11 protein-coding genes are annotated in these 12,943 nt (G+C 70.9%); 3 read left to right on the forward strand and 8 right to left on the reverse strand.

From position 1 onward, the window contains the following. Positions 1–115: 115 nt before the first annotated feature. Together ACFT4A_RS06465 and ACFT4A_RS06470 are read right to left on the reverse strand one after the other, a co-directional pair. The gene (locus ACFT4A_RS06465; protein ID WP_382826488.1) at positions 116–1,123 is read right to left on the reverse strand and encodes an MASE1 domain-containing protein; all 1,008 of its coding nucleotides are present in this window, start codon (positions 1,121–1,123) and stop codon (positions 116–118) included. Positions 1,124–1,189: 66 nt separating this feature from the next. Then, on the reverse strand, positions 1,190–2,524 hold the full coding sequence (locus tag ACFT4A_RS06470; protein WP_382826489.1) for a PP2C family protein-serine/threonine phosphatase: 1,335 nt from the start codon (positions 2,522–2,524) through the stop codon (positions 1,190–1,192). 134 nt (positions 2,525–2,658) lie between these two features. Between ACFT4A_RS06470 and ACFT4A_RS06475 the strand changes: the two genes are divergently transcribed. Then, a complete protein-coding gene (locus ACFT4A_RS06475; RefSeq protein WP_382826491.1) occupies positions 2,659–3,474 on the forward strand; it encodes a DUF427 domain-containing protein in 816 nt (271 codons plus the stop codon). A 9-nt stretch (positions 3,475–3,483) separates the two neighbouring features. Here ACFT4A_RS06475 and ACFT4A_RS06480 read toward each other — a convergent pair whose 3' ends face one another. The 6 genes from ACFT4A_RS06480 to iolC all read right to left on the reverse strand — a co-directional run bounded on the left by ACFT4A_RS06480 (position 3,484) and on the right by iolC (position 10,522). Beyond that, positions 3,484–4,269: a GntR family transcriptional regulator gene (locus ACFT4A_RS06480; protein ID WP_382826493.1), complete on the reverse strand. Its 786-nt coding sequence runs from the start codon at positions 4,267–4,269 to the stop codon at positions 3,484–3,486. Between the two features lie 21 nt (positions 4,270–4,290). Continuing rightward, the gene (locus ACFT4A_RS06485; RefSeq protein WP_382826495.1) at positions 4,291–5,784 is read right to left on the reverse strand and encodes a CoA-acylating methylmalonate-semialdehyde dehydrogenase; all 1,494 of its coding nucleotides are present in this window, start codon (positions 5,782–5,784) and stop codon (positions 4,291–4,293) included. Positions 5,785–5,826: 42 nt separating this feature from the next. Next, a complete protein-coding gene (gene iolD / locus ACFT4A_RS06490) occupies positions 5,827–7,701 on the reverse strand; it encodes a 3D-(3,5/4)-trihydroxycyclohexane-1,2-dione acylhydrolase (decyclizing) (RefSeq protein WP_382826497.1) in 1,875 nt (624 codons plus the stop codon). Further along, positions 7,698–8,591: a 5-deoxy-glucuronate isomerase gene (gene iolB, locus ACFT4A_RS06495; RefSeq protein WP_382826499.1), complete on the reverse strand. Its 894-nt coding sequence runs from the start codon at positions 8,589–8,591 to the stop codon at positions 7,698–7,700. The genes iolD and iolB overlap by 4 nt, the downstream gene beginning before the upstream one ends. 61 nt (positions 8,592–8,652) lie before the next feature. Continuing rightward, positions 8,653–9,531: a deoxyribose-phosphate aldolase gene (locus tag ACFT4A_RS06500; protein WP_382826501.1), complete on the reverse strand. Its 879-nt coding sequence runs from the start codon at positions 9,529–9,531 to the stop codon at positions 8,653–8,655. A 13-nt stretch (positions 9,532–9,544) separates the two neighbouring features. Then, positions 9,545–10,522 (reverse strand): 5-dehydro-2-deoxygluconokinase, encoded by a 978-nt coding sequence (iolC, locus tag ACFT4A_RS06505; RefSeq protein WP_382826503.1) that lies wholly within the window; start codon positions 10,520–10,522, stop codon positions 9,545–9,547. A gap of 324 nt (positions 10,523–10,846) precedes the next feature. Between iolC and ACFT4A_RS06510 the strand changes: the two genes are divergently transcribed. After that, positions 10,847–11,866 (forward strand): sugar ABC transporter substrate-binding protein, encoded by a 1,020-nt coding sequence (locus ACFT4A_RS06510; protein WP_382826505.1) that lies wholly within the window; start codon positions 10,847–10,849, stop codon positions 11,864–11,866. Next, complete coding sequence (locus tag ACFT4A_RS06515) at positions 11,866–12,942, forward strand: ABC transporter permease (RefSeq protein ID WP_382826506.1); 1,077 nt, start codon at positions 11,866–11,868, stop codon at positions 12,940–12,942. Before ACFT4A_RS06510 ends, ACFT4A_RS06515 begins: the two co-directional genes overlap by 1 nt. Position 12,943: the final 1 nt, after the last annotated feature.

Consider the following 12,943-nt stretch of genomic DNA (forward strand, 5'->3'; position numbering starts at 1 on the left):
CTCCCGCTTCGGCCCTTGATGATGCGGAACGGGGGAGTGGAGAAGGGTGTGCGCGTCGGCCAAGACGGCAGGGGCTGCTTTGGCCTTCAGGCCAAAGCCGGGGACCGCCCCTTCGTCACTTCGGGGCCGTGTCCCGCATGTCGCGCTCACCCTCACCGGCGGGAAGCGCGGGAGGGCGGTCACTCGCGGCGATCTTCGTGACCATCTCGGCGAGCTGTCCGCACGCCAGCGCGATCTCCCGCTCGGTCTGGGCGCGTTCGTTGACCGCCGCTCCGAGCACGAGGGCGGTCAGCGAGACGGAGCCGTTGAACGCCTGCAGGGTGATCATGTTGGTGAAGAGGTCATGACCGGCGAACGGGCCCGTGTTCTGCGCGGCCGCGATGATCGCGAACGTCGACACGGCGAGGGCGCAGGGCGCGGCCCCGGCCAGCCCGAAGCGGAAGGCCGCCCAGATCAGCAGCGGGAAGCCGAGGAACAGCAGCGGCGTGGTGCTGGTCTCGACGAAGCCGACGCAGATCGTGACCGCCACGAGCAGGATCCCCTCCACCCATCGGGACAGCGGGACGCCCCGGGGCAGGCGCGCCGAGCGGAGAACCAGCAGGACCGGTGTGACCGCCAGGACGCCCACCGCGTCGCCGGTCCACCAGACCGACCACGTCGCCCAGAACTCGCCGGCGTCCAGCACCCCGGTGAGGACGAGCGTCCCGGTGCCCACCGTGGCGCTGACCAGCATGCCGGTGAACGCGCCGAGAAAGATCAGGGCGAGGGCGTCACGCAGACGGTTCATCTCGCTGCGGAACCCGGCGCGGCGGAGCAGGGCGTACGAGCAGACGGGTGCGAGCGTGTTGCCCGCCGCGATCGCGAGTACGGCCGGGAACGACGGCCCCAGCGCGATGTTGACCAGGAACGCCCCGAGTGCGATCCCCGGCCAGACCCGCGGCCCGCGCAGCAGCAGGGCGGCCAGCGCGATACCGCTGGGCGGCCACAGGGGAGTGACCTGGCCACGCACCTGCTGCTGGAGCAGTCCGATCTCGGCCGATCCCCAGTACAGCGCGGTGACGGCGCAGATCTCCAGGGCGACCGCGCCGAAGCGCCGGGCCCCGGCACGCCGCGCGACAGCCATCGGGGACCTCCGCATCGACATCCCCCGACCATCATCCGTCGGATCCACTCGAACCTCCACGGCAGGTCAGGCGGGCGGGGTGCGCAGCGCGAGGACGGCCATGTCGTCGTGACCGTCGCTCGGGTGCTGGTCGGCCAGCGTCCGCACGAACTCGGGCAGCGGCCGATGCGCGTGGGCGGCGGCGAGCACGGCGAGCTCGTCCAGGCTCTCGTCGATGGGGTGGGCGGGATGCTCGATCAGCCCGTCGGTGAAGAAGACCACGGTGGCGTCCGGGGGGAGGAACCGGGAGTGGTCGGGGCGGGGTTCGTCCAGGTCGACCCCGAGCGGCAGTCCGGGCTCGGCGATCAGGTACTCCGCCTGTCCGCCGGGGGTGATCAGCAGGGGCGGGACATGGCCCGCCGTGCTCCAGTGGATGCGCCAGCCCGGTCCCTCCGGTTCGATGCGGGCCAGGGCGGTGGTGGTGACGGGATTGCTCGTGATCGCCTGGAGCGTGCGGTCGAGCCGGGCCAGGAGCGCGCCGGGCGTACTGCCCCGGTCGAACAGCAGGGCCCGCAGCATGTTGCGGGTGGAGGCCATGGCGGCCGCGGCCTTCAGATCGTGGCCGACGACGTCCCCGATCACGACCGCCACGATGTCGCCGGACAGCGGGATCGCGTCGTACCAGTCCCCTCCGAGCTTGCTGGGCTCGGCGGCCGGCCGGTAGACGGCGGCGGCGGTGAAGGGCCGCAGGTCGGGCAGCGCGGGCAGGAGAAGCCGCTGGAACTGCTCGGCTCCGACCCGCACTTGTTCGAACAGACGGACGTTCTCGATGGCGATCCCGGCGGCGCTGGCCAGGGCGGTCACGACGTTCTCGTCATGGACGTCGAAGGGCTGTCCGTCACGCCGCTCGGCGAGATACAGATCGCCGTAGATCTCGCCGCGGACGCTGATGGCGACTCCCAGCAGCGTCCGCAGACGCGGATGGCCGGGCGGGAAGCCGACGGCGGACGGATGGGCCGGGATGTCGTCGAGCCGCAGGGGTTCGGGGTGGCTGATCAAGTGGCCGAGGACGCCCAGACCGCGCGGCAGGTCGGTGTCGGCCAGGTCGTCGAGTTCCCGCTCGGACAGACCGGCGGTGATGAACTCCTCCAGGCGCTCACCGGACGCGTTGAGCACGCCCAGCGCGCCGTAGCGGGCGCCGACCAGGTCCATGGCGGTGGTCACGATGCGGTGCAGCACCGCGGTCAGTTCCACCTCCCGGCTGATGGCCACCACCGCGCCCAGCAGGCCCTGCATCCGGTCCATGGCGTCCAGCAGGGCGCGCAACTGCTCGTCGATCCGGTTCAGCTCGGTACGCAGGCGCACGTGCAGGTCGGGCAGCTGCGGCTGCCTGGGATGCTGACCTCGCCTCTCTCCTGCCATCACGAGCGCCTCGCGGCCTGATGTCGGGTCTCTCCAGCTTAATGCGGCTTTCCCGCCCGGTTCGGCGCCGATTCCCGCGACCGTGGGACCGTGGAGGGGAACGGACATCCGGACCTCCCCGAGGAGCACCGGCCATGACCACACGCCCGGCCCACACCGCCGCCCCGTCGATCAGGACCACCCCCGAAGGCCTCATGTGGGAACCCAGCGAGCGCTGGGTGCGCGGCCGCAAGGGCGACGTCACCGTCGTCGACAGCCGGCACCCGGTGCTCGTCTGGGAGCCCCACCTGCCGGTGCCGCAGTACGTCTTCCCGCACGCGGACGTCCGCACCGACCTCCTCCGCCCGGCGAAGAACCCGCCCACCGGCAAACACACCGGCTCCCGGATCTTCTACGACCTCGACGTGGACGGCGAGGTGCGCTCCAACGCGGCCTGGACGTTCCCCGCAGACGACCTCGCCGGCCACATCGCCTTCGAGTGGTTCCTGCGCACCGACACCGGCCTCGACCACTGGTACGAGGAGGACGAGGAGATCTTCATCCACCCCCGTGACCCGCACAAACGCGTGGACGCGCTGCCGAGCAGCCGCCATGTCCGGGTCGAGATCGACGGGCAGCCCGTCGCGGACACCCGGGACCCCGTCCTGCTCTTCGAGACCTCCTTGCCGACCCGGTACTACCTGCCCCGCGAGGACGTCCGCCTCGACCTCTTCGACACCACCGACCACAGCACCGGCTGCCCCTACAAGGGCACCGCCGAGTACTGGTCCTGGCGCGGGGAGGGCGATGTGCCGCCCAACATCCTCTGGAGCTATGCCGCCCCGCTGCCCGCCGTGGCGGCGGTCCAGGGGCGCGTCGCCTTCTTCAACGAGGCCGTGGACATCACGCTGGACGGCGAGCGCCTGGACCGACCCGACACGCCGTTCAGCCGGATGCTGCGCAAGAGGTGACCGGTTCCCTCACGGCCTCACCAGCAGCTGGAAGTCGAAGGTGTAGCGCGACGCCCGGTAGATGTGTGTCCCGTACTCGACCGGGCGCCCGGTGTCGTCGTACGCCGTCCGCTGCATGGTGAGCAGCGCCGCGCCCTCCTGCTCGTCCAGGCGGGCGGCCTCCTCCGCGGTGGCGGCGCGGGCGCCGACGGTCTGGCGGGCGCTGTGCAGGGTGATGCCCGCCGAGCGCATCATCCGGTACAGGCCCGTCGACTCCAGCCGGGCGCTGTCGAGGTCCAGCAGGGCGGTCGGCAGGTGGTTGCACAGCAGGGCGACCGGCTGGCCGTGGGTGCGGCGCAGCCGTTCCAGGGCGGTGACCTCGCTGCCCTCCGCTACGCCGAGGGCGGCCGCGACATCGCAGGACGCCGGGACGACCTCGTTGCGCATGACCTCGGTGGTGGGCCCCTGCTTCGCCGCCTCCAGGTCGTCGTAGAGGCTGCTCAGTTCCAGCGGGCGCTTGACCTGGCTGTGCACCACCTGCGTGCCCACCCCGCGCCGCCGGACCAGCAGCCCCTTGTCGACGAGGGACTGGATGGCCTGGCGGACGGTGGGGCGGGACAGGCCGAGGCGCACGGAGAGGTCGACCTCGTTGCCCAGGAGGTTGCCCGGGGCGAGGACCCCGTGCTCGATCGCGGCCTCCAGCTGCTGCGCGAGCTGGTGGTACAGCGGCACGGGACTGCCCCGGTCCAGGGCGAAGTCCAGTGAGCTGAGCGCGGGGACGGCCGTGGTGCGGGCCCGGTCACCGGTCTTCGCCATGGATGAACCCCCCTCCGGGTGTCAGGTGTTGCTCGGGAAACCGAGGTTGATGCCGCCGTCGGACGGGTCCGGCCAGCGGGTGGTGATGACCTTGCCCTGGGTGTAGAAGGCGATGCCGTCGTTGCCGTAGATGTGCAGGTCGCCGAAGAGCGAGTCCTTCCAGCCGCCGAAGGAGTGGTAGCCGACCGGGACCGGGATCGGCACGTTGACGCCGACCATGCCCGCCTTGACCTCCAGCTGGAAGCGGCGCGCGGCGCCGCCGTCCCGGGTGAAGATCGCGGTGCCGTTGCCCCAGCGGGAGTCGTTGATCAGCTTGATGGCCTCTTCGTACGTCTCCGCGCGCACCACGGCCAGCACCGGGCCGAAGATCTCGTCCCGGTACGCGTCCGCCGTCAGCGGCACCCGGTCCAGCAGCGAGACGCCGAGGAAGAAGCCGTCCTCGTGGCCGTCGACCGAGAAGCCCGTGCCGTCCACGACGACCTCGGCGCCCTGCTCGGCGGCGCTCGCCACGTACGAGGCGACCTTGTCGCGGTGCTCGCGGGTGATCAGCGGGCCCATCTCCGACGCCGGGTCGTTGCCCGGGCCGATCTTCAGGCTCTTCGCCCGCTCGGCGATCCTGCCGACCAGCTCGTCACCGATGTCGCCGACCGCGACCACGACCGACACGGCCATGCAGCGCTCGCCCGCCGAACCGTACGCCGCGTTGATCGCCTGGTCGGCGGCGAGGTCCAGGTCCGCGTCGGGCAGGACGAGCATGTGGTTCTTGGCGCCGCCCAGGGCCTGCACGCGCTTGCCGTGCTCGACGGCCTTGAGCTGGATGTACTTGGCGATCGGGGTCGAGCCGACGAAGGAGACCGCCTCGATGTCCGGGTGCTCCAGGATGCGGTCCACCGCGACCTTGTCGCCCTGCACGATGTTCAGCACGCCGTCGGGCAGCCCGGCCTCGGAGGCGAGTTCGGCGAGCCGGAAGGAGGCCGACGGGTCCTTCTCGGAGGGCTTCAGCACGAAGGTGTTGCCGCAGGCGATGGCCAGCGGGAACATCCACATCGGCACCATCGCCGGGAAGTTGAACGGCGTGATGCCCGCGACCACACCCAGCGGCTGGCGGATCGAGGCCACGTCGACCCGGGTGGAGACCTGGGTGGACAGCTCGCCCTTGAGCTGGACGGAGATCCCGCACGCGAGCTCGACGATCTCCATGCCGCGCGCGACCTCGCCGAGCGCGTCGGAGTGCACCTTGCCGTGCTCGGCGGTGATCAGCTCGGCGATCTCGTCGCGGTGGGCGTCCAGCAGCTCGCGGTACTTGAACAGGATCGCCGTGCGCCTGGCGAGCGAGGACTCTCCCCAGGACTCGAAGGCGGCCTTGGCGGAGGCGACGGCGGCGTCCACCTCGTCGACGGTCGCGAAGGCGACCTGCTTCTCCTGGGCGCCGGTGGCCGGGTTGTAGACGGGGCCGAAGCGGCCGGAGGTGCCCTCGACGGGCTTGCCGTCGATCCAGTGGGTGATGGTGCTCATCGTGTGCGGGGCCTTTCGTGGAGCCTGATGTCAGCGGGGAGTTCAGAGGTGGCGGCGGCGATCGGCGACCTGGCGGTCGTAGCGCTCGCGGGCCTCCACGGCGGCCTCGCGGGAGGCGGTCTCGGCCACCGGCACGTCCCACCAGGCCTCGGCCGGGGGAGCCGTCGGGGCCGGGTCGGTCTCGACGTGGACGCACGTCGGCCGGTCGGAGGCGCGGGCCGCGGCCAGTGCCTCGCGCAGCTCGCGCACCGTCTTGGCGCGCAGCACGTCCATGCCGAGGCTGGCGGCGTTGGCGGCCAGGTCGACCGGGAGCGGGTCGCCGGTGAAGGTGCCGTCGGCGGCCCGGAAGCGGTAGGCCGTGCCGAAGCGCTCGCCGCCGGTCTCCTGCGACAGACCGCCGATGGAGGCGTAGCCGTGGTTCTGGATGAGGACGATGTTGACCGGCAGGCCCTCCTGCACGGCCGTGACGATCTCCGTCGGCATCATCAGATAGGTGCCGTCGCCGACCAGCGCCCAGACCGGGGTGCCCGGGGCGGCCTGCTGGACGCCGATGCCTGCCGGGATCTCGTAGCCCATGCAGGAGTAGCCGTACTCCAGGTGGTACTGGCGCGGGCTGCGGGAGCGCCACAGCTTGTGCAGGTCGCCGGGGAGCGAACCGGCGGCGTTGATCACCACGTCGTCGTCGCCCACGGTCGCGTCCAGGGCCCCCAGCACCTGCGTCTGGGTCGGCACGGCGTTCTCGTCGTCGGCGCGGTAGACGGCCTCGACGATCTCGTCCCAGCGGTCCTTGCCGGAGCGGCACTCCGCCTCGTACGCCTCGCTCACGCGGTGGCCGGAGAGTGCCTCCAGCAGCCGCTCCAGGCCGGACTTCGCGTCGCAGACCAGCGTGCGCGCCGCCAGCTTGTGCGCGTCGAAGCCGGTGATGTTGAGGTTGAGGAACCGCACGTCCGGGTTCTGGAAGAGCGTGCCCGAGGCCGTGGTGAAGTCCGTGTAACGGGTGCCCACGCCGATCACGAGGTCGGCGGTGCGGGCGAGGTCGTCGCTGACGGCCGTGCCGGTGTGGCCGATGCCGCCGAGGTCGGCGGGGTGGTCGAAGCGCAGGGAGCCCTTGCCGGCCTGGGTGGAGGCGACCGGGACGCCCGTGGCCTCCACGAACGCCTTCAGGGCCTCCTCGGCCTCGCTGTGGTGGACGCCGCCGCCCGCGACGATCAGCGGGCGCTCGGCCGAGCGGATCGCCTCGACGGCCGCCGCCAGCTCCACCGGGTCCGGCGCGGGACGCCGTACGTACCAGACGCGCTCGGCGAAGAACTCCTCCGGCCAGTCGTACGCCTCCGCCTGCACGTCCTGGGGCAGGGCGAGGGTGACGGCGCCGGTCTCGGCCGGGTCGGCCAGCACACGCATGGCCTGGAGCGCCGACGGGATCAGCGCCTCGGGGCGGGTGATCCGGTCGAAGTACCGCGACACCGGGCGCAGCGTGTCGTTGACCGACACATCCGCCTCGACGGGGTGCTCCAGCTGCTGGAGCAGCGGGTCGGGGGCGTGCGAGGCGAAGTAGTCGCCGGGCAGCAGCAGCACCGGCAGCCGGTTGATCGTCGCCAGCGCGGCACCGGTGACCAGGTTCGTGGCGCCCGGGCCGATCGAGGTCGTCACCGCCTGCGCGGACAGGCGGTTGAGCTGCCGTGCGTAGCCGACCGCCGCGTGCACCATGGACTGCTCGTTGCGGCCCTGGTGGAACGGCATGACGTTCTCGCCGGCCTCCAGGAGGGCCTGGCCGACCCCGGCGACGTTGCCATGGCCGAAGATGCCCCAGGTCCCGGCGATCAGCCGGCGCCGCACGCCGTCCCGCTCGGTGTACTGGGCGGACAGGAACCGCACCAGGGCCTGGGCGGTCGTCAGTCGGCGGGTGCGGGCGTTCATGCGGAGGTCTCCGGGGCGGTGTAGAGGGGGAGCCGGGGGTCGACCGGCTGGTCCGGCCAGGTGTCGCGGACCCAGGCGTGGTCGGGGTGGTCGCAGATCAGCCAGGCGCGCTCGGCCTCCGGGCCCGCCATGACGTTGAGGTAGTACATGTGGTGGCCGGGCGTGGCCATCGAGGGCCCGTGCCAGCCGTCCGGGATGAGGACCACGTCGCCGTCGCGGACCTCGGCCAGCACGTCGGTGTCCCGGCCGGGGCCGGAGGGGGAGACCCGCTGGTAGCCGAGGCCGGGGATGCCCTCGTGGCCGGCGAACTCGAAGTAGTAGATCTCCTCCAGCACGGACTCCTCGCCCGGCCGGTGCTCGTCGTGCTTGTGCGGCGGGAACGACGACCAGTTGCCGCCCGGCGTGATCACCTCGACCGCGATGAGCTTGTCGCACTCGAACACGCCCGCCGCGCCGAAGTTGTTGACCTGCCGCGAGCAGTTCCCGGTGCCCCGCAGCTCCACGGGCACGTCGGAGGCCGCTCCGTAGCGTGCGGGCAGCCGGCGCTCGCAGCGCGCGCCGGTCAGCGCGAACCGCCCGCCGGCGGCGGACGTCACGGTCGCCCGCGCGTCGCGCGGCACATAGGCGAAGTCACTGACGCCGCTGAACACGTCCCGGCGGCCCCGGAGTTCGAAGGTGTCCTGGCCGAAGTCGTCCGCCGCGGCGACCGTGCAGCCGCCGCTCAGCGGGACGACGATCCACTCGCTGTCGCCGGTCTCGAAGGAGTGCGTGCCGCCCGGCGGCAGCTCCAGGATCCGCAGGCTGGAGTGGCCCCAGCCCGCCTTCTCGGGCGTGATGTCGACGATGTAGGGGCCGCCGAGGGCCTTACCCGCGGGAAGGTGATACGTCATCGTGTGCGTGCCTTTCGGATCACAGCAGGTGCCACTTGAATCACAGCAGGTGCCTCTCGCGTCACAGCAGGCCGACGGCCGTGTCCACCGCCTGTTCCACGCTGCCCTCGGCCGGGTAGAGCAGCGAACGCCCGACGACCAGGCCCTGGACGGTGGGCAGACGCAGGGACTTGCGCCAGCGTTCGTAGGCGCCCTCCTGGTCCTCGCCCACCTCGCCGCCGAGCAGGACGACGGGCAGCGTGGAGGTCTCCAGCACCTCGGCCATGTCGTCCGGGTCGTCGGTGACGGGCAGCTTCAGCCAGGTGTAGGCGGAGGTGCCGCCCAGGCCCGAGGCGATGGCGACGGACCGGGTGACCGCTTCGGCGGACAGGTCGTTGCGGACCCTTCCGTCGACCCGCCGGGAGATGAACGGCTCCACGAACAGGGGGAGCCGGTGTGCCGCCATGGCGTCGATGGCACGGGCCGTGGACTCCAGGGTGGTCAGCGAGCCCGGGTCGTCGTAGTCGATGCGCACCAGGAGCTTGCCCGCGTCGAAGCGGAGCCGGGCGATGTCCTCGGCGCGGTGGCCGGTGAAACGGTCGTCCATCTCGAAGGAGGCCCCGGCGAGTCCGCCGCGGTTCATCGAGCCCATGACGACCTTGTTCTCCAGCACCCCGAGCAGGAGGAGGTCCTCCAGGATGTCGGCGGTGGCGAGCACCCCGTCGACGCCGGGCCTCGACAGCGCGACACACAGCCGTTCCAGCAGGTCGGCACGGTTGGCCATGGCCAGGCGCCGGTCGCCGACCCCGAGGGCGCCGCGCGCCGGGTGGTCGGCGGCCACGATCATCAGCCGGCCGCTGTCGCCGATCAGCGGGCGGCGCACCCGGCGGGCGGCCGCCTCGGCGACCGCCTCGGGGGTGCGGGCCCTGACCGTGGTGAGGTCGGGGATGCCGATGTTCAATGCGGGCTCCGTTTCAGAGGCTCGTGCTCGCCGACGACGCCTCGGCGAGGAGGTCCGCGACCTCGGACTCGGTCGGCATCGCGGAGGAGCAGGCGAGGCGGGAGGCGACGAGGGCGCCGGCGGCGTTGGCGTGGCGCATGATCTTCTCCAGGTCCCAGCCGGCGAGCAGACCGTGGCAGAGCGAGCCGCCGAAGGCGTCGCCCGCGCCCAGGCCGTTGACCACCTCGACCGGCACCGGCGGCACCTCGGCCCTGGTGCCGTCGCGGTGCACGGCGAGTACGCCCTTGGGGCCCTGCTTGACGACGGCCAGCTCCACGCCCGCCTCCAGCAGCGCCTCCGCGCAGGCCTGCGGTTCGCGCACGCCGGTGGCGATCTCGCACTCGTCGAGGTTGCCGACCGCGACGGTGGCGTGGCTGAGGGCCTCGCGGTAGTACGGGCGGGCCTCGTCGGGGTCGCGCCAGAACATCGGCCGCCAGTCGAGGTCGAAGACGGTGATGCCGGACTTGTCGCGGGCCTTGAGGGCGGCGAGCGTGGCGGAGCGGCTCGGCTCCTCGCTCAGGCCGGTGCCGGTGATCCAGAAGATGCGGGCCCCGCGGATCGCGAAGAAGTCCAGCTCGTCGGTGTGGATCTCCAGATCCGGGGCCTTGGGGCGGCGGTAGAAGTACAGCGGGAAGTCGTCCGGCGGGAAGATCTCGCAGAACGTGATCGGCGTGGGGTAGGCCTCGACGGGGGTGACCCAGCGGTCGTCGACGCCGAAGGACTTCAGCTCCTCGTGCAGATAGGTGCCGAAGGGGTCGTCGCCGGTGCGGGTGATCACCGCCGTACGGCGTCCCAGGCGGGCCGCCGCGACCGACACATTGGCCGCCGAACCTCCCAGGAATTTCCCGAATGTCTCCACACGGTCCAGGGAGACCCCGGTCTGCAGGGGATAGAGGTCGACTCCGATGCGCCCCATCGTGATCAAGTCGAAATACTGTGCCGGCCCGGCCATGCGCGACCTCCTCGGGAAGCTGGGGATGCGGGTCCCGGGACGCCCTGACACGGTGGGGGCGTGGATCCGAGGGACCTGCCGCCCCTCAGGTGTAGGGCTCGGAGGGCGGCGCTGTCAATAGTTTGTACTTACATTCGGACCTGCTTGTGAAATGATGTCTTAACAAAGTATTGACAGCGAGCGCGGCAGGGACTTGTATCCCGTGGCATCGCCACAGTCTGTTTGCGGCATCATGATCCGGACTCCGTAAGGTTCCGGGACCACGGATCCCCTTCGTGATCCCTCCCCTTTCCCCCGCAGTAGCACAGTGAGGTGCCAGGAAAGATGGACCGCTCTTCTCACCCCCGCTCTCGCAGGATCGCGCCCGTCGTCGCCGTGGCCGCGGTGGCGGCCCTGACCCTCGCCGGCTGCTCCAGCAGTTCCGGAGGCAAGGAGGCCGAGGAAGGCGCAGCGAACGCCTCCGCCGGCAAGGCGACCACGCCGCGCATGACCGTCGCCCTGGTCACCCACCAGGCACCCGGCGACACCTTCTGGGACACCGTCCGCAAGGGTGCCGAGGCCGCGGCCGCCAAGGACAACATCAAGCTCGTCTACTCCGCCGACCCGAACGCGGGCAACCAGGCCAACCTGGTCCAGAACGCGATCGACCAGAAGGTCGACGGCATCGCCGTCACCCTCGCCAAGCCGGACGCGCTCAAGGGCGTCATAGGCAAGGCCGAGAAGTCCGGCATACCCGTCGTCGGCCTCAACTCCGGCCTGAGCGACTGGAAGAAGCTCAACATGCTGGAGTTCTTCGGCCAGGACGAGTCCGTCGCCGGCGAGGCCTTCGGCAAGAAGCTCAACGAGGTCGGCGCCAAGCACGCCCTCTGCGTCGTGCAGGAGCAGGGCAACGTCGGCCTGACCCAGCGCTGCGACGGCGTCGAGAAGACCTTCGACGGCAAGCTCGACACCCAGAACGTCAACGGCACCGACATGCCGGGCGTGAAGTCGACGATCACCGCCAAGCTGAAGCAGGACCCGTCCATCGACTACGTCGTCACCCTCGGCGCCCCCTTCGCGCTGACCGCGGTGCAGTCGATCGGCGACGCCGGCAGCAAGGCGAAGGTCGCCACCTTCGACCTCAACAAGGACCTCATCAAGGCCATCAAGGGCGGCGACATCCAGTTCGCCGTCGACCAGCAGCCCTACCTTCAGGGCTACCTGGCGGTCGACGGCCTGTGGCTCTACAAGAACAACGGCAACTACAGCGGTGGCGGTGAGCAGCCCGTGCTGACCGGCCCGGCCTTCGTCGACAAGTCCAACGTCGACAAGATCGGGGAGTTCGCCGCGAAGGGCAACCGGTGATGAGCATGACCCAGCAGGCCACGCCGGCGGTGGACACACCGCCGGCCCCCGGCCAGAAGCAGTCCGACGGCCGGACGCGGCAGCGCCCGCTGGCGCTGCGGCTGCTCGCCCGGCCCGAGGTCGGCGTCTTCCTCGGCGCCGTCGCCGTGCTCGTGTTCTTCCTGTTCACGGCGCCGCCGGTGCGCGACGGCAGCTCGATGGCCAACATCCTGTACCAGTCGTCGACCATCGGGATCATGGCGCTGCCCGTGGCCCTGCTGATGATCGGCGGCGAGTTCGACCTCTCGGCCGGTGTCGCCGTGATCACCTCGGCGCTGACCGCGTCGATGCTCAGCTACCAGCTGACCCTGAACGTCTGGGTGGGCGTGATCGTCGCCCTGATCGTGTCGCTCGCGATCGGCGCGTTCAACGGCTGGCTGCTGGTCAAGACGGGCTTGCCGAGCTTCCTGGTCACCCTGGGCACCTTCCTGATCCTTCAGGGCGTGAACCTCGCCGTCACCAAGCTGGTCACCGAGAACGTGGCCACCGACGACATCAGCGACATGGACGGCTTCACCCAGGCGCAGAAGCTCTTCGCCTCGACCTTCGAGGTCGGCGGGGTCAACGTCAAGATCACCGTGGTGTGGTGGCTGGTCTTCGCGGCCCTGGCCACCTGGGTGCTGCTGCGCACCAAGTACGGCAACTGGATCTTCGCCGTCGGCGGCAACAAGCATTCCGCCCGGGCCGTCGGCGTTCCGGTGACCTTCACCAAGATCTCACTTTTCATGCTGGTCGGCTTCGGCGCCTGGTTCGTCGGCATGCACCAGCTGTTCTCCTTCAACACCGTGCAGTCCGGCGAGGGCGTGGGCCAGGAGCTCATCTACATCGCCGCGGCCGTCATCGGCGGCTGTCTGCTCACCGGCGGCTACGGCTCCGCGATCGGCCCGGTCTTCGGCGCCTTCATGTTCGGCATGGTGCAGCAGGGCATCGTCTACGCCGGCTGGAACCCCGACTGGTTCAAGGCCTTCCTCGGCGTGATGCTCCTCGGCGCCGTCCTCATCAATCTGTGGGTCCAGCGCACGGCGACCCGGAGGTGAC

Source organism: Streptomyces sp. NPDC057099 (assembly GCF_042671245.1).
In the GTDB taxonomy this organism is placed as follows: Bacteria; Actinomycetota; Actinomycetes; order Streptomycetales; family Streptomycetaceae; genus Streptomyces; species Streptomyces purpurascens.